Consider the following 16,816-nt stretch of genomic DNA (forward strand, 5'->3'; position numbering starts at 1 on the left):
GATGCTTGCTTTCCTTTTTCAGCGTCATCTACATACCAAATGAATTTGCCTGTATATCCGTAAATAACTGCCAAAATTAATGAAACAAAGCTTAACCACATAAACGGAACGTATGAGAACGTTGCTACACCTAAAATACCAGCCATAAAAATACCATTATCCGACCACGGAACCATACCAGATGTTAACGTTCCACCTACTTCTGAGTTACGCGCTAATACACGGCGGTCTATTTTTAATTTATCATAGCTATCTTCCATAATTTTCGGTGTTAAAATAAGTGAAACGTACATCGCACAACCAAATATATTAGCTAAGAATGCCACGATTAATGTAGACAATGTTACATTACCTGCAGAATTTAATTTCTTCTCAAATTTTGATACGATTACTTTTAAAACACCTAGCTTTTCAAGTAGTCCACCAAAACCTAACCCGAAAATAATAACGGCTACTGAACCAAGCATACCGTTAATTCCACCACGGTTTAATAACTTATCGACAAACTCGACACCAGATTGAATTGAGAATCCGTTATACGCTGTTCCAATCGCCTCTCCTAAGTTCATTCCTTGGAAAAGAGTTGCCCAAATTGCACCAATTAAAGCTCCCATTGCAATTGTTGGCATAGAAGGTTTCTTCATCGCTAATAGTGCGATAACAATGACGGCCGGAACAAGCATCCATATTTTAATATCAAATTCCTTTAATAAAGCTTCTTTTAAAAACTCTACTCGATTCAAATCTACATTATCGCCGCCATACATCCAACCAGCTACAGTAAACATAATGCTAGTAATAATGTAAGCCGGAACATCTAATACGAGCATAGCTCGAACGTGAGCAATAACATCTACTTTCGCCATAGAAGCTGCAAGAACTGTACTATCAGAAAGTGGTGATAATTTATCGCCGAAATAAGCTCCTGAAAGAACTGCACCAGCAACAAGTGGAAGTGGTAAGCCAAGTCCTTCACCAATCGCCATCATAGCAATACCTGCTGTTCCTACTGTTCCCCATGATGTTCCTGTTGCGATAGAAGTTATCGAACAAATAATTAATGTTGCTAATAAGAATATGCTAGGGTGAATAAACTCTAATCCATAATAGATTAATGTTGGTACAACGCCACCAGCAATCCAAGTTCCAATTAAAGCACCTACTGCAACTAAAATCAGTATTGCTTCTAATCCGTTAGAAATCCCTTTCGTAATTGCATCTTGCAATTCTTGATAACGAAATCCTAATCTTAATCCAAGCGCAATTACTAAAAACCATGAAATAAATAGCGCTAATTGAATTGGGAGATCAAAAATCGTTTGGAAGGAAAAGACAACAGCAAGAAATAGTAATAAAAGAACTATGATTTCTAGCATCGATGGTAATCTTACACTTTTCATTTTTTCTCTCCTTACAAGTCGATAACATGACGTATGTCGTCTTACATGTATGTAATATACAATTAGCGAAGACAAAACAAAATTTTCATATTATTTCGATTTATTTTTCCAGTATAATATATTGGACACCTTTTCTATTGTAAAAGTAGATGTTACTTTTCGCAATGGAAAATATAAAAAATGTTACATTTTTATTTAGATAGAACAATTCAAGAATAACTTTTTTAATATTTGCCACAATAAGATTTTTTACTATTATCCTCACCTTTTAAGGACTACCATTTTTCTCCACAAAAAAAAGCACACATCATTAAAATGATGCATGCTCCACTTTTATTTATACATATTTTGTATTTCGTCTTTATTTTTAAGTATTTCAACAAACTTATCGCTACAACCTTTCGGAAATAACACTCCGAGTCCATATGAATGCTCAAACTGAAAATGAGGGTGCTTCGCTTTAACTTCTTCCCAAAATTTATACACGCCGAAGTCTCGAGTTTTAACTTCAATATCATGAAATAAAACGATACCGTTATCCGCAAGTTTCGGTAACCATGTTTTATAATCATGAGAAACTGCTTCGTACGTATGATAGCCATCAATATGCAACAAATTTATCATTCCATCTTGAAATCGATCCACAGCCTCGTCAAAAGTAGAGCGAATTAAATTACCTATATTAGGATAACTCATATCTACTACTTTATTTACTATTTGAAAAACACCTTCCCCATATGGACCTGTATGCTCATCTCCTGTCCAAGTATCTACAGCAAAACATTTTGTATCTAATCCTTCATCTTTTGCCCCTTGACAAAAACTGAAAAAGGAAGCCCCTAAATGTGTACCTAACTCAACTAATACTTCTGGCTTTTCAAACCTTACTAAATCATATGCGAAATCTAAATGCCCAACCCACGCCGTATTCGCCCGAATAAAATGACTATAATTATCAAATTCAAATGTTGGTTTATGGGTAACCCAGCTCATCACATATCTCCTTCTACATATATTTTTAGCAAATCAAATTACTCTTATCTTTATTTTTTTATCCTCTTGATTATGATTTAATTTTATAATTTTACCTTGCTTTATTTAACGTACTTCCTTGTATTGTAGACCTAACTACACCTTATACAATTTCCACTTAATAAAATCAGAAATTTCAATTTATAATTCCCCCATTCTGTGATATATTGCATATTGTATCCAATATATACTTTGGGAAGGAGGACTATATACCTTATGGATCCAAATCGATTAAAAGGAATTATAATGGTCATAATCGGCGCTTGTTTATGGGGGTTGTCAGGAACAGCAGCGCAACAACTTTTTCAATCCGAAAACGTTTCTACTGAATGGTTAGTTACCATTCGTCTGCTTATATCCGGCGTCATATTGCTCATTATTTCATCACTCGGAACGAGTAGAAAAGAGATATTCGGCATCTGGAAACAAAAATCTGATGCTAATAAAATGATTTTGTTTGGCCTATTCGGTATGCTTGCTGTACAGTACACGTATTTTGCTTCTATTAAAGAAGGAAATGCCGCCGTTGCAACATTATTGCAATATTTAGCTCCTATATTTATTTCTGTATACTTACTTTTCAAATGGAACGTTCGTCCATCAAAAATTGATTTTATTTCAATTACACTTTCATTAGTAGGGACTTTTCTATTACTAACAAACGGGTCTGTTCATAATTTGGCTGTTTCTACACCAGCTATCGTTTGGGGCATTTTATCTGGATTATCTCTCGCATTTTATAGCTTATATTCAAAGGAATTGTTAGAAAGATGGTCTTCATCCGTTATCGTTGGATGGGGCATGATTATTGGGGGTATTGGTGTAACGATTCTACACTTTATTTCTACAAACGAATTCATTTTATTATCGACTATGAAATATGTAAAACTAAGTACCCTACCGCTCATCACATTTGTCGTCATTTTCGGGACACTCATCGCATTTTATTTATACTTAGACAGCATACGATACCTTACTCCGAAAGAAACGACATTATTCGGTTGTACTGAACCACTCGCAGCTATTATTTCTTCTGTACTTATATTGCACGTACCGTTTCAATCTTTTCAGCTATTAGGGGCTTTTTGTGTCATTGTAATGGTGCTCATATTAAGCCAAAAACCGGATGAAGGGAAACCGAAATTAAAGCTTGTGAATGCGAAAAAGAAAAATATACAGTGAAAGGATTGAATTCACTATGCCTGTCCCTCAAAATTATAAAAAACCAGGAAGAGTTTCAGCAAAATCAATCGTTTTAAATCAACTACAAGATTGGATTATTGAAGGTGTTTTACAACCTGATGAAAAAATAAATGATGGGGAATTGGCGGAAGCACTAGGGGTTAGCAGAACACCTGTTAGAGAAGCTTTGCAAATATTAGAGCTTTCTGGGTTAGTCGAAATGATTCCCGGTCAAAAAACGAAAATTACTCCTATTAAATTTGAAGATGTATCTATCATTTATGAGACGATGGCTGGTCTTCACTCACTTATAGGAAAACAAGCACTACAAAAAATTACTGATGCTGATATTACACTACTTTCCGGGATAAATGATGCTTTTCAAAAATCTATCAATGAAAAAGATTCAAAACAAGCTTTAGATCTAGATATTCAATTTCACAATACCATCACCTCTATTGCTAAAAATCGATATATTGAACCTTTTCTAGAAAATATGCAGCTGCACGTTTTACGCCTTGAATATTTGTTTTTCCAAAACTTTGTTCCTGCGAGTCAGTCTATTGCAGAACATCACTCCATAATTCAAGCCCTACAAAAGCAAGATGAAAAACAAATGGAACAAATGATGTCTCAAAACTGGCTCCGTCCAATGAAAGAAATACAAAAAATGATTTCTATGAAATAATAATAGAGCTGGTTACACAAAAACGTAACCAGCTCATCTTTTAGTAATCTATATAGCTATGCCTGAATATCTGCATAATCTTCCATGTCTTCGTACTCTTTTTCCAGTTCCTCTAAAGACAGCTCGTATAATTGTCGGTCACGAATCTTAAACACACCTGCTCCAATTAACTCATCAATTAAATGCCTCTTACGATTTTCAACAGCAAAACGGAGTTGACTACTCATCTTTTAAAAAACTCCTTTCTACGATCATTGAAAATGATAATCTTTATCAATTACCACTTTTGATTATAAAAGATGACTCTTTATAAGTAAAGTAATTTCATGAAATATTTACCTTACAAAGTATTTGTGGCCACATTATATATATGTATGTCGTGCGAAAAATGTTATGACACTTTTTCTTATCCTTTTTCTTTCATACTTTGCAAGTTGTCTCACTATGATTAAATTCACCATCCATTTCTACTTGAATGGTGACATGTTCTACATGAAACTTCTCTTTTAATACATCCGTAGCCTCTTTTAATACACTTTGCGTTTCACTACCTTTAATAATCAAGTGGCAAGTTAATACTTGAAAATCCGATGTAACAGACCATATGTGCAAATCATGAACTTCTTTTACAATCGTAATATTTAATAAAGTACTTTTTACCTCTTCAACATTTATGTGTTGTGGTACACCTTCCATTAATATATGAACCGTATCACGTGTTACACGCCATCCACTAATAATGACTAAAATAGACACAAGAATACTAGCAATCGCATCTGCAGCAGTCCATCCGAAAAATTTAATAAATAGCGCAGCGATAATCGCTCCGACCGATCCTAATAGATCGCCTAATACGTGTAAGAAAGCACTTCTTAAATTCAAATTCCCCTTCACATCTCCGCCTCTCATTAATATCCAGGCTGATAAAATATTAATAAGTAGACCAAGTACTGCAATAATAAGCATCCCATTACTAGCAATCTCAACTGGTTCTTTAAAACGGCGAATTGCTTCAATAAAGATGTATACTGAAATAACAATAAGAACGACACCGTTACATAATGCCGCTAACATTTCGACTCGCTTATACCCGTATGTTTTTGCCGTTGTTGCTGTTTTTTCTCCAAGCTTGAACGCAAGTAAACTTAACGCTAAGGATACTGCATCACTTAACATATGTCCCGCGTCAGATAATAGTGCTAAGCTATTTGTTACAAATCCGCCAATAACTTCAGCAATCATAAAGCTTGTCGTTAATAGGAAGGCAATTAATAACGCTTTTTTATTTTTTGAATGACCGTGATCATGTGAATGTCCCATACTTATACTCCTTTAAGTGCAATATCTGTATGTTAGTATGAAACAAACTCCCCATCTTTATCCCGAATTAACGGGCAGTAAGACTCCCACTTCAAAATTCTGCTAGAGCAAAGAAGTTAGGTGGGAGCCCTGCTGCCCGTAAACGCCCGATTGGTGAAGGCTAATAATCAGTGGGGAAGAACAATACCCCCACCGATTAAAGTTTCACTTTATCCCGCTTCCTCTGTATACACACTTCGCTACTTTTCAAACAAGTCCTTTTTCTCAACAAAAAATAAGACTACTTCTTTTTCAGCTTCATATTGTTTACTAATGAAAGAATTTTTAAGGAGGTTACTAAAATGAAACGTTTATTTCTCTGTATGGAGCGTGAACTTGTTGTAGTGAAAGAACAATATGGTCACTTTGAAACAGCGTATCACTTACAAAATATGCAACCTACTTGTATCGCTGTTGATCCATTTCAAAAGAATCGTGTATATTGCGGCACATTTGGACGAGGCTTATGGTTAAGCGACGATGGCGGAGATTCGTGGAAACCGATTGGAGATTCATATCGTTACTTTGATTTCCCTAAAGAAGATGGTATTTTACATTCTTCGATTACTTCCATAACGATAAGCTCAAATGAACAAGTTAACGGCTATGGCGTCGTTTATGTCGGCACAGAACCGAGCGCTTTATTCCGTTCAGAAAATGGCGGTGAAACGTGGACTGAACTTAAAAATATGAAATCATTATTATCTTCTTATACGTGGGCTTTCCCACCTAGACCTTTTACCCATCACGTACGCTGGATTACAGTGGATCCAAACAATCCAAATACAATCCATGTTTCAATTGAAGCTGGTGCTGTTATTCAAAGTAATGATAGAGGGCATACTTGGATTGATAAAAAATTCGGTGCTCCTATCGATGCTCATCAATTACTCATGCACCCTGAAGCTCCAAATCGCCTTTATGCATCATGTGGTGACGGATTTATGGGTGGACCTGATCGTGCATACCTTGAAAGTTATAACAGTGGAAACAGTTGGATCTCATGCAGTGAAGGACTTGAACACCATTATTTATACAGCATGGCTATCGATCCGGCTGATTGCGATACAATTCTCGTTTCTGCCGCACCGAGTGCTGATCTCGCTCATCACCGTATCCCTTATGAATCTTATATTTATCGTAAAACGAAAGATACTCAGTTCCAGCAAGTACAGCAAGGACTACCATCTGCAATCGGTACAGTCATTTCAATGTTTGCAACAAATCAAGCAGAACCACATACGTTTTACACTTTAAATAACAATGGCGTGTTTCAATCCAATGATAGCGGTGAAACGTGGGAACAACTAAACATTACATGGAAAGAGGAATATAAAACGCAGCATCCGCATGCATTGCTCGTTACTAGTTCTTAACAAAAAGAGACTGCCTTCATTTAAGGCAGTCTCTTTATTTATTTCTTTAAATCAATGACAATATCATCTAACACTATATCTTTACTCTTCGCTTCTTTTTTCGGTACTTCTATTTTCTTCTCTTTCCCATTCACATACTCCACTCCACCATGATTTTCAGGTGTATGAACTTGCAAGTGCACGTGAGGTGTAATGATAAGCTTTGTGGCATTTTCGTTTAACTTTTGGAATGTAGCACTCCATCGAATATTGTAAGGATCTTTGCCACTTCCCCCATTTCCTTCACCCGAATAATCATTCCCTAAATCATCCTTAACCGTCAATTCAACATCTACACTATCCCATTCTTTCCTCGCACCCTTAGAAACTTCTTGATTGTAATAAAGAATAAATGAAACCGGCGACATTGCGACCTTTTCCATATTTACTTTTATACCTTCTTTTTCCGAACTTCCACCAATTGTTCTTTCTTTACTATCCACTGATTTTACAGTTAACGCAAAATTCCAATTTCCTTGTATTGATTTTTTCTTATCTGGCATTTCTATTCTCTCTATATTCCATCTAAAGTTTACTTTGTCCTTTTTATTACTATCATGATGCGTCGTTGTTACCATACCTACATACTTTTTTTCAGTAACTTTAGTCATTTTTCCACTTCCTGAACTACCATGAGCGTCCATTATATCCAATCCGCCTAATATGATAGGATCATTCCCTAAGTCTTGTTCACTTTCTAGTGAATACGTTATAGATACTGTTCTGCCATCAGAAATTACATCATTAATTGTAACCTTAACCCCATTACTCTCTCTCGTCATATTCAATTCAGTCGAAAACTCTTTATAATTTTCATATAATCCTGTTCTACCGTTATCTAAAAAGCGGAATATGTCACCTACAATTGGCAATCCTCCAGCATATGTAGGAAATCCGATACCGAGCGTTGCAACTGATAACCCTACTAAAATAGATGCAGCAGCAACACCCTTCTTCCAACTTTTCATCTTTTTCTTCGTACGTATCGATTGTTTTAAATTACGCTTCACTTTTTCTTTTTCAATTTCAGAAGCCTCAATTTCCTCAAGTTCTTTTTCATCTATATCAATATCATTTAATAGTTCATAAATGTCTTTCATATTGCACTACCTCCAAAACTAATATTCGTAGCATTTTGTTGTAGTTTCTTTTTCCCCCGGTACACTCGATTATCGATCGCTGCTCGAGTTAACCCTAACTTGTCACCTATTTCTTCTGTCTTCATACCGAGGAGATATTTCATAACGAACACCTTTTGATCTAAAGGTTCCAATTGATTAATAAGCTTCAATAACTCTTCCCTATCTTCCATAAGAATTAATTCGTCTTCTGCCGATTTTTCCGTAGTTATATGAAACTCATCTGAAATGATTTCTACTTTTTTAGTCGCTTTCCGGTAATAATCAATTGCCTTAAACTTTGCAATCGCTGCAATCCATTTTTTAAAATCACTCGGCTCTCCATGAAACTTATTTGCGTTATTCCAAATGGAAAGAAATATATCATTTACACATTCCTCTATCAATCCATCATTTTGAACTGGAAGAAGTACTTTGTGCGTTATCCCCTTTATGAGCGGTAAGTATGTATCGACAACAAATTCTAGCGCATCTTCTTTTTGCCGCTGTAATCTTTTTATAAAATTTTTCTCATTTGATTTCATGTAGCGATTCCCCTTATTTTTTTGTAAAAGCTTTTACACCCTATATAACGTTTTGGAAATTTTTTTCTCTCATCTTTTTTTATTTTTTGTATGTAATGGGATACTTTTCCTTAGCCATTGTCTCATATAAATATAAGCTTGAAGAAAATTTTCTCAAGTCTGTAATTCAATTAGTGTAGTACACTATTTATGCAGACACTCTTTAACCTGGTGTACATTTCATTTAATTAATCTACTTTTATAATTTTAAATTAGGAGATGAGATATGTATGTGTGGAATTACAGGTTGGGTAAATTGGAATAAGGATCTTTCCAATGAACATGTTATTTTAGAAAAGATGGCAAATAGTATTCAGCATCGCGGTCCGGATGCTGAAGGATTTTGGTTTTCACCTCGTGCGGCTTTTGCACACCGGCGTTTAATTGTTATTGATCCAGAAGGTGGGACACAGCCGAAGACATTTCGTGCTGGTGATTATACGTATGCTCTTACTTATAATGGAGAAATTTATAATTTCCGTGAGCTGAGAGAACAACTTCAAAAATGTGGTCATGCATTTGAAACGCATTCGGATACAGAGGTGTTACTACATGCTTATTTAGAATGGAAAGAAGACTGTGTACAACATTTAAACGGCATTTTCGCTTTCGCCTTATGGGATGATCAGAAGCAACAACTGTTTTTAGCACGCGATCATTTAGGCGTAAAGCCACTCTTTTATACAGAAAGAAATGACAGTATTATTTTCGGATCTGAAATTAAAGCATTATTAGCGCACCCATCTGTCCCTGCTGAAATTGATGCGGATGGCATAAATGAAATATTTGGATTAGGTTTATTTCGAACTCCAGGATGTGGTGTCTTTAAGCATATTCAAGAAGTTCGTGCTGGACATTCTATAACATTTACACGTGATAAAAAAGTAGTTAAGAAGTATTGGAATTTAGAAAGTAAGATTCATACAGACTCTACCAGAGACACATCTTCGCATATTTTATCTATTTTACAAGATACAGTGAAAAGACAATTAATTGCCGATGTTCCTCTCGTTTGTATGTTATCAGGCGGATTAGACTCTAGCGGTATTACTGCACTAGCGGGTAAAGAATTTGCAGTGGAAAATAAAACACTTCATACGTATTCCGTTGACTTTGTAAATAGCGCAAAAGATTTCGAGCTGACATTTGCTCGCACTGGTTTAGACGCTCCTTGGGTAAAACGTGTTTCTGAACATGTAGGGACATCGCATCATGATATTATTGTGAATGCTGAAGAATTAGCAAATCACTTATTCGTTCCCCTCCGTGCAAAAGATTTACCAAGTGCTGGCGAAATGGAAACTTCACTATATTTACTATTTTGCGAAATGAAAAAAGATGCAACTGTTGCTTTATCTGGAGAATCTGCTGATGAAGTATTCGGGGGATATCCTTGGTTTCATCAAGAAGAACTATTATATGTAGATAAGTTTCCATGGTTAACAAACTGGAAAAACACATCTTCTCTATTATTAAGCGACGTAACAACTCAATGTAATCCTGAGCATTATATTAATAAAAGATTCCATGAAGCTGTTCTTGAAGTCCCTACTCTTAAAGGTGAAAATAAAAAAGCAGCGAAACAACGTCAAATGTTTTATTTATTTTTAACCCGATTCCTTCCGTTCTTACTCGACCGTAAAGACCGCATGAGTATGGCTGTAGGATTTGAAGTTCGTGTACCGTTTTGCGATTATAGATTAGTTGAATATTTATGGAACGTTCCTTTCAACATAAAGAGCATTGATAATATTGAAAAAGGCATTTTACGTAGAGCACTGAAACCTGCTTTACCTGACGATGTACGCAATAGAAGAAAAAGTGCTTATCCAACTTCACAAGACCCACATTATTTACAAACGATCCGTAATTTATCACTCGACATGTGCAGTAATAAAAACAATCCTATTTTCTCACTTATTAATCATTCCACATTACTTGCCATTGCCGATCAAAGTAATAAAGAAATTAACAATTTTGAAGCAAGAAGTGCTATGGAATACATGCTTCAAGTAAATGAATGGTTAAAAACGTATCACATCCATATCGCGTAACAAAAAGGAGTTCAAGGATAAAAACCTTGAACTCCTTTTATATTAATTAGCGCATTGTTTATTTTCAGTGTCAATGGACCATCCAATAATTGTGGCACAATCTCTACCTTTCCACTGCAGTACATTTGTTAATACTGGTTCAATCTGCAAGCTATTTCCGTCGTGCAATATTTCTACTAAAGATTGATCATCATCAAACCTTCGTTTATCACACTCTAAAATACCGTCCGTTGCCATTACAATGTGATTCATTCCTTTTTCTAATCCCCTTACACCTGACGTAAAGCAAGGTGTATTCGCTGCAAAAATATTTTTCCTACCAATATATTCATAATTCTTCCGTTTATTTAATCGCTCTTTTCCATTCTTCGTTTTCTCAGAATGGAATAAATATGCGAAACAATCACCAACTGATAGCCAATATAAAAATTCGCCTTTTCGTAAACAAATTAAGCATGCAAGTTCCTCATCATCTTGATCACATTTTTCAATAAACAGCTCATCTGTAAATAACGCTAATAAATACATATGCGTATGATGAAAAGCTAAATGTATAGGATATGAAAACAACTCTTTTAGTTTTTCTTTTCTTTCTGAAATCGCTTCTATTATATAATGTATATTTTTCGTTTTGTGATGTGTATCAAAAATCATAACAAATTCAAATTGTAATTCAGGATCCCACCAAGCAAGCACTGCATCTCCTCGTTCATATGCATCACTCTCTTGATTTCCCCCATATACGCCGACTGAAAGAGGACCACATTTTTCAACATGTATTTCATCTACATACATCTGTTCATGACTCATCCATTTGAATGTATTCACAGCTATCATCCTCTCTCTTGCTAAATGTATACCTTTACACATAGATTACCTTATATTTCAATAAAAATAAACTTTTGCAACATTTTTTATCCAAATAAAAGGATTTTATTTCTATATCCACGAATATATCTTGTTATACGATATAAAAATAGGGGGATTTATCATTATGAAAGACATCAATCAATACTGGGAGAGCATTTATTATCACTTACGATATGAATATGAAGACAACCTTTCCCACCAAGCTATTCGTATTTTACAAATCGTTTCTCGTGAGAAAGATATAACAATTGGAAAAACTGCTTCTGAACTTGGTTTATCTCATAACACAGCGTCCGAACATGTAAAACGCCTTATTCAAAAAGGATTTATCATTAAAGAAAGAAACAAACAAGATGAAAGAGTTGTGAACCTTACATTAACGAAAGAAGGCATTGAAATATTAAAAAAGCATACTTTACTAGATAAAGAAAAGATAAAAATATTAGAATCACAGTTATCGAAAGAAGAACAACAATTAATTGAAAAAGCTTTTTCGTTATTAGCGAAGGAGGCAAAATATGCATTTCCTCGTTAAAGTAATCGTTTCGGCACTTATTATCGGCGTTATTACTGAAGTCGCTAAACATTATAGTACGATAGGTGGCTTTATTGCTGCCCTTCCTCTCGTAAGTTTACTGAGCCTATTTTGGATTTCTTTCGAAGGCGGGAATAAACAAGAATTGAGTCAATTTGCTTTAGGTGTATTATATGGATTTCCTGCATCCGCACTACTATTATTTATTGTTTATATCGGTTTAAAGAACTCCTTTTCACTTAGTACATCTATACTCTTCGGCATATGTGCCTGGTGTATCGTCTTTACTTGCCAAAAAGTATTTCAAGCTTAGGGGGAATTACTATTAATAGATCAGTAGAGATATTTGGACAAACTATAGAAGTATATAGGAGAGGTAGCAGTAAACAAACTGTAGTCATTCAAACAGGAATGGGATGCTCATTTTATGATTGGCTTCCTATTATAGAAAAGCTTTCACAAAAATTTACAGTCATTTCATATCATCGCCCAGGTTACGGAAAAAGTGAGCTAGGAACTAATCCACGTACAACAATGCAAGTCGTAAAAGAACTACATATGTTACTACATGAACTAGATATTTATGAGCCAATCATTTTAATCGGTCATTCCTATGGAGGTTTATGCGCACAACATTTTGCAATGTTACATGAAGATAGGCTGCAAGCAATTCTTTTAGTTGATTCTACTTCCATGAACTTACACCGATTAGATGAACTGCATTTACCGGTTTCTGATCAAACTGATTCTGATGATATGTGGCTACAAAAATATCATACTTACTCCAACATGGATGCAGAAGCACTTTATAATGAGCTAAAATCTATGCTCGTCAATACAACAAAACAGCATATCAAATTTTCTACATCTCCTTCCTTATATAAAGCGATAGCTTCTGAACTATCCGAGTGGAAAAATTGTTCTCGCTCAATAAAAAAACAACATAAAACATTAGAAATACCATTAATCGTTATCGGTAGAGATCCTCAATATTCTATTGCCCAATTGATTGAGGGCGGTATGCCAAAAGAAGAAGCTACACAACTTGAAGATATGTGGCAAGAACTTATTCGTGAACAATTAAATCTCTCAATAAACAGCCAGTACATTTTGGCTGAAGATGCTGGTCACGGTATAGAAAATGATCGCCCAGATACTATCATTGACGCCATTCACTCATTGTAAATAAAAAAGGAAGCAACTGAAGTTGCTTCCTTACTTATCTATTCATAGTCTTCTTCGTCATCATCAACTTCTTCATAATACGAACTCCCATTGCTTACATATATAGGACCATTCGCAACATCAATACGTAATACCCATGCCCATGGCACAGCTAAACGTTTATGTATTGCTCTCCAAAAATTCATTGATTTTCTTTCGTACTCCTGGAACTCCTGAAGTAATTCTTTATAGGAGGAACCGTCTAACTGAATATTTGCTTCTAATAAACGAGAATGGGCATAGTACTGTAACTCTAGTTCAGCAGCAATCTCCATTTCTTCTTCCGTTGCCATACCTATAATTGCTCCATCTGCTGGTGCGATTTCATATACGTTGTGAACTTCAATAAGCCCTTCTTTCTCTTTCTCAAACATGTAAACAGCCTCCTTTAACATATATTTTTTATGTTACAAAGTCATACTTCTACAATACCTTCTCTCTTTCCTCTTTTTTTGATAAACTTTTACAAAATATTTATCCGATGACCTGTTTTCTCTATTCTTTCAGCAGAAATGAAACGATTATTATCAAAAGTTAATTTATACACATCAGGCATGTGAAGTGCTTTCCAAAACTGAAAATCATATTTCGAATCAAAAAAATTCATCAGTAAAACCATAATATTCCCATGAGTACCTATTACAATATTCTTCCCCCTATATTTTTTCAATATATTTTGCATACATATTACAGCACGCCTTTGCGCTATATTACTTGATTCCCCGCCTTCGTATGCAAAAGTCCAGTCTTCCCACACTTTCTGAATAGCATCATTAAAATCATGTACCGGCTCTGTACTTAATAATCTTTCACGTAAATCTTCTTCTATTTGTATCGACAAAGTATATGTATTCGCAATTCCTTGCACAGTTTGAATCGCTCTTTTATATGGACTAGAAATCACAACATCAACCTTCTCATCTTTTAACAAGCTTGTTATGTTTTGTGCATCTAACCAGCCCTTCTCAGATAAGGGGCGTTTCCTTTCTTCCTTTGTATATGTAGAGTGAGCATGCCGCACGAAATATACTGTAGTCATTATTCAACTTCCTTTCTTAGTTTCAATCTATATTCCATGCAGTAAATAGGAAATCCTGTATCATGAATAGAAAAGAGCGCCTTTTAAAAAGCGCTCTTTTGTTTACATAATAAAATTATTCCGTTATAATTTATTTCTAAATTCTTCGCTTATGACAATATCTCGAATAAAGTAATCCATATTACTTAGAAGTTTTTCAAATTCTTTCTCACTTAAATTGTTCATCATAAAGACAATCTCAATCTTATTCCCTTTTTTATCAGTACCATAAAAACTATTTGCTAATACAAATGCCGTAGAACCACCTTTCTGTCCGGCATATTCGAACATTCCACCCCCTACTGTTCCTTTAAATATATTTTCAATCTCACTTTGCATTTGTTGTGTAAAATAGTTTCTGTTATTTATCTTTTCCATTAAACTCATGTAATCTTTCGCATTTGCACCTACTAACCGATCTGACCAAATACGTTGGGAGTCCATATCGGCTTTTAACAATATCTCCCGTTTCCCCCATTCTTTCTCGTCTTTCATCCATTCATGTATTTGCCATACATGCTTAACATATTCATCATTAGACATATTACGTAGCTTGTCCAATGCTTTATTTTGAGGAATATGCATTTCTTTTTCAGCATACCCCCTCATATACAATGCCGCTGTATACGCCGGATAAAATTCCTCGTGACTATTTAAGCCTAACTCTTTCAAACTTTCATTCACACGTGCTGTTCCAAGCTTGTCCAATAAATATGATGCGTTCGCATTCGAACTATATTGAATCATTCCTTTAACTACTTCCTCTAAAGAAGTTTGCCCATTGTTCACTAACCCTCTAGCTTTTACATCATCTAGCCATACAGGGTGTGCACCACCATCAGTATTCTTCACGTAGTATTTTTCTAATTCTTTCAATGAAATCTGCTCGTCTTTTCTTACCTTTCCTTCGGCCACTTGCTTAGCATATTCAATTGCTATAACGATTTTCGACATACTTGCTAGTGGTAATTTTTCATTTTCATTTAGTGATGTTAATATCTCACCATTTCTTTTAACGATTAAAGAAGCTGTTTTATCATCCTTATGTTCTTTTATATAATTTAGCACATAATTAGGATCTTCTTTTGAATTGACATATTCCTTCACTGAAAAGAAAGCTATATAGCCTACTATAGTAATTCCAGCTATAATTCCAACAACTTTTAACCCTCTCATAATACTCCCCCTAAAATAAACATATTATATATTATACTAAATAAATTTCCCTTTTTAAGTAAGAATTAGAGTATTTATACAAAAACGTTTCTTTTCTTAAAAAACAAAAAACATGCCTTCATTACGAGAGCATGTTTTGTGATATTTTTCACATTGTTTAGTTAAAAAATAAACTTTTTACTTACCATGATGTAACATTAAATCACTGAGTTCTTCTTCAATGTGATTTAATTTCGCAACGCCTTCTTTCCATTTATGAATATAACGTGAAACCCCAACGAAAAATAAAATAATAATTGTGGAAAGAATAATACCATACACGATAGCTACAGTACTCATAGTTACACTTCCTTGTAATTAGTTATGTTTTTATTATAAACCCTTTTCTTTTAAAATACTTCGATTTCAACTTTTTGTAACAAAATTGATTTTTCTAACATTTCGTTCATAAAAATGGCATATTTTTCACAAATTATACAAAACTTCACCATATGTACTATTACCATATGAGTTATATTGTTAAATAGGATAAAGTGAAATTTTAGTCAGTAAGGGGTATCTATCCCACACTGATTATTAGCCCGCACCAACCAGGCTTTTACGGACCGTTACTGTGAGATAAAGGGGATGAAATACTATGACAACTTGGTTTATTGTAATGTTAGTTGTATTTGGGGCATTTAAAATTATCGTTTCTAGCCTTCCTAACTCTGTTATTGAATCCATTATTAGCAAGTACGAAACACATCCACAACTTGAAGAAGAGAATGTGACTGTTACAATCAATGGAAATAACTTAGAAGGCGAAAAGAAATCCAAAATTATTCATGATTTTAACGAAGGTTTATTTTTAGATCGCTATTATGCACCACCACACAATGAGGGCACTCCTTTAATTATCAATGCAAAACGTGGCAAAAAAGATTTTATCTTTTATATTTATAGTCATGAAGAACATGTCGACGTTGTAAAGCAATATAAAAAGAAGGTAGTTGCTTATAGTTTACGCTCTAAAAACCTTCAAAATAATGATATGTTCGTATCAGCTGATTTAGCTTAATACTCATATATTAGAAAAAGGAATCCATATGTCTACGGATT

General features: G+C 34.6%; 20 protein-coding genes. 8 read left to right on the forward strand and 12 right to left on the reverse strand.

The genetic code is table 11. The annotated features are described in order from the left end of the window. On the reverse strand, positions 1 to 1,400 hold a 1,400-nt coding region (nhaC, locus tag CDB3_RS15665), incomplete at its 3' end, for a Na+/H+ antiporter NhaC (protein WP_097831584.1). A 333-nt stretch (positions 1,401 to 1,733) separates the two neighbouring features. Then, entirely contained in the window at positions 1,734 to 2,393 is a 660-nt protein-coding gene (locus CDB3_RS15670; protein ID WP_128855147.1) for a class I SAM-dependent methyltransferase, read from the reverse strand. A 255-nt stretch (positions 2,394 to 2,648) separates the two neighbouring features. Here CDB3_RS15670 and CDB3_RS15675 point away from each other — a divergent pair, with 255 nt between their 5' ends. Together CDB3_RS15675 and CDB3_RS15680 are read left to right on the forward strand one after the other, a co-directional pair. Then, the gene (locus CDB3_RS15675) at positions 2,649 to 3,614 is read left to right on the forward strand and encodes a DMT family transporter (protein ID WP_128855148.1); all 966 of its coding nucleotides are present in this window, start codon (positions 2,649 to 2,651) and stop codon (positions 3,612 to 3,614) included. 16 nt (positions 3,615 to 3,630) lie between these two features. After that, positions 3,631 to 4,302 (forward strand): GntR family transcriptional regulator, encoded by a 672-nt coding sequence (locus CDB3_RS15680; protein ID WP_128855266.1) that lies wholly within the window; start codon positions 3,631 to 3,633, stop codon positions 4,300 to 4,302. A gap of 56 nt (positions 4,303 to 4,358) precedes the next feature. On the opposite strand, the gene fbpA is transcribed toward CDB3_RS15680, so the two are convergent. After that, positions 4,359 to 4,529 carry a Fur-regulated basic protein FbpA gene (fbpA, locus tag CDB3_RS15685; RefSeq protein WP_000098301.1) on the reverse strand — a complete coding sequence of 57 codons (171 nt, stop codon included), beginning with the start codon at positions 4,527 to 4,529 and terminating at the stop codon, positions 4,359 to 4,361. A 193-nt stretch (positions 4,530 to 4,722) separates the two neighbouring features. Beyond that, the gene (locus CDB3_RS15690; RefSeq protein ID WP_128855149.1) at positions 4,723 to 5,622 is read right to left on the reverse strand and encodes a cation diffusion facilitator family transporter; all 900 of its coding nucleotides are present in this window, start codon (positions 5,620 to 5,622) and stop codon (positions 4,723 to 4,725) included. Positions 5,623 to 5,963: 341 nt separating this feature from the next. On the opposite strand from CDB3_RS15690, the gene CDB3_RS15700 reads away from it, so the two are divergent. Then, positions 5,964 to 7,037, forward strand: coding sequence for a WD40/YVTN/BNR-like repeat-containing protein (locus CDB3_RS15700; RefSeq protein WP_128855151.1), 1,074 nt, complete (start codon positions 5,964 to 5,966; stop codon positions 7,035 to 7,037). 38 nt (positions 7,038 to 7,075) lie between these two features. On the opposite strand, the gene CDB3_RS15705 is transcribed toward CDB3_RS15700, so the two are convergent. Both CDB3_RS15705 and CDB3_RS15710 read right to left on the reverse strand, forming a co-directional pair. Continuing rightward, positions 7,076 to 8,176, reverse strand: a complete 1,101-nt coding sequence (locus tag CDB3_RS15705; protein ID WP_128855152.1) for a DUF4179 domain-containing protein — start codon at positions 8,174 to 8,176, stop codon at positions 7,076 to 7,078. Next, entirely contained in the window at positions 8,173 to 8,739 is a 567-nt protein-coding gene (locus tag CDB3_RS15710; RefSeq protein ID WP_128855153.1) for a sigma-70 family RNA polymerase sigma factor, read from the reverse strand. The genes CDB3_RS15705 and CDB3_RS15710 overlap by 4 nt, the downstream gene beginning before the upstream one ends. 269 nt (positions 8,740 to 9,008) lie before the next feature. On the opposite strand from CDB3_RS15710, the gene asnB reads away from it, so the two are divergent. Beyond that, complete coding sequence (gene asnB, locus CDB3_RS15715) at positions 9,009 to 10,832, forward strand: asparagine synthase (glutamine-hydrolyzing) (RefSeq protein WP_128855154.1); 1,824 nt, start codon at positions 9,009 to 9,011, stop codon at positions 10,830 to 10,832. A gap of 42 nt (positions 10,833 to 10,874) precedes the next feature. Here asnB and CDB3_RS15720 read toward each other — a convergent pair whose 3' ends face one another. After that, positions 10,875 to 11,702: a PP2C family serine/threonine-protein phosphatase gene (locus CDB3_RS15720; RefSeq protein WP_128855155.1), complete on the reverse strand. Its 828-nt coding sequence runs from the start codon at positions 11,700 to 11,702 to the stop codon at positions 10,875 to 10,877. Positions 11,703 to 11,826: 124 nt separating this feature from the next. Here CDB3_RS15720 and CDB3_RS15725 point away from each other — a divergent pair, with 124 nt between their 5' ends. Genes CDB3_RS15725 through CDB3_RS15735 form a run of 3 tightly spaced genes read left to right on the forward strand, consistent with a single transcriptional unit; the run spans position 11,827 to position 13,422 of the window. After that, positions 11,827 to 12,237, forward strand: coding sequence for a MarR family winged helix-turn-helix transcriptional regulator (locus tag CDB3_RS15725; RefSeq protein ID WP_128855156.1), 411 nt, complete (start codon positions 11,827 to 11,829; stop codon positions 12,235 to 12,237). Next, a complete protein-coding gene (locus CDB3_RS15730) occupies positions 12,221 to 12,550 on the forward strand; it encodes a DUF3147 family protein (RefSeq protein ID WP_097831594.1) in 330 nt (109 codons plus the stop codon). Before CDB3_RS15725 ends, CDB3_RS15730 begins: the two co-directional genes overlap by 17 nt. Next, the gene (locus tag CDB3_RS15735; protein ID WP_128855157.1) at positions 12,502 to 13,422 is read left to right on the forward strand and encodes an alpha/beta fold hydrolase; all 921 of its coding nucleotides are present in this window, start codon (positions 12,502 to 12,504) and stop codon (positions 13,420 to 13,422) included. Before CDB3_RS15730 ends, CDB3_RS15735 begins: the two co-directional genes overlap by 49 nt. A 38-nt stretch (positions 13,423 to 13,460) precedes the next feature. On the opposite strand, the gene CDB3_RS15740 is transcribed toward CDB3_RS15735, so the two are convergent. From CDB3_RS15740 to CDB3_RS15760, 5 genes are all read right to left on the reverse strand, one after another. Further along, complete coding sequence (locus CDB3_RS15740) at positions 13,461 to 13,835, reverse strand: hypothetical protein (RefSeq protein ID WP_000461761.1); 375 nt, start codon at positions 13,833 to 13,835, stop codon at positions 13,461 to 13,463. A gap of 89 nt (positions 13,836 to 13,924) precedes the next feature. Beyond that, positions 13,925 to 14,500, reverse strand: a complete 576-nt coding sequence (locus CDB3_RS15745; protein WP_128855158.1) for a histidine phosphatase family protein — start codon at positions 14,498 to 14,500, stop codon at positions 13,925 to 13,927. Between the two features lie 123 nt (positions 14,501 to 14,623). Then, on the reverse strand, positions 14,624 to 15,715 hold the full coding sequence (locus CDB3_RS15750) for a serine hydrolase (protein WP_128855159.1): 1,092 nt from the start codon (positions 15,713 to 15,715) through the stop codon (positions 14,624 to 14,626). A gap of 177 nt (positions 15,716 to 15,892) precedes the next feature. Then, a complete protein-coding gene (locus tag CDB3_RS15755; protein WP_002158451.1) occupies positions 15,893 to 16,054 on the reverse strand; it encodes a hypothetical protein in 162 nt (53 codons plus the stop codon). Between the two features lie 50 nt (positions 16,055 to 16,104). Beyond that, positions 16,105 to 16,221 carry a hypothetical protein gene (locus CDB3_RS15760; protein WP_002075341.1) on the reverse strand — a complete coding sequence of 39 codons (117 nt, stop codon included), beginning with the start codon at positions 16,219 to 16,221 and terminating at the stop codon, positions 16,105 to 16,107. A 131-nt stretch (positions 16,222 to 16,352) separates the two neighbouring features. Between CDB3_RS15760 and CDB3_RS15765 the strand changes: the two genes are divergently transcribed. Further along, a complete protein-coding gene (locus tag CDB3_RS15765) occupies positions 16,353 to 16,775 on the forward strand; it encodes a YfmQ family protein (protein WP_128855160.1) in 423 nt (140 codons plus the stop codon). The last annotated feature ends 41 nt before the right edge of the window (positions 16,776 to 16,816 follow it).

Source organism: Bacillus sp. CDB3, assembly GCF_002081505.1.
GTDB classification, from domain to species: domain Bacteria; phylum Bacillota; class Bacilli; order Bacillales; family Bacillaceae_G; genus Bacillus_A; species Bacillus_A cereus_AT.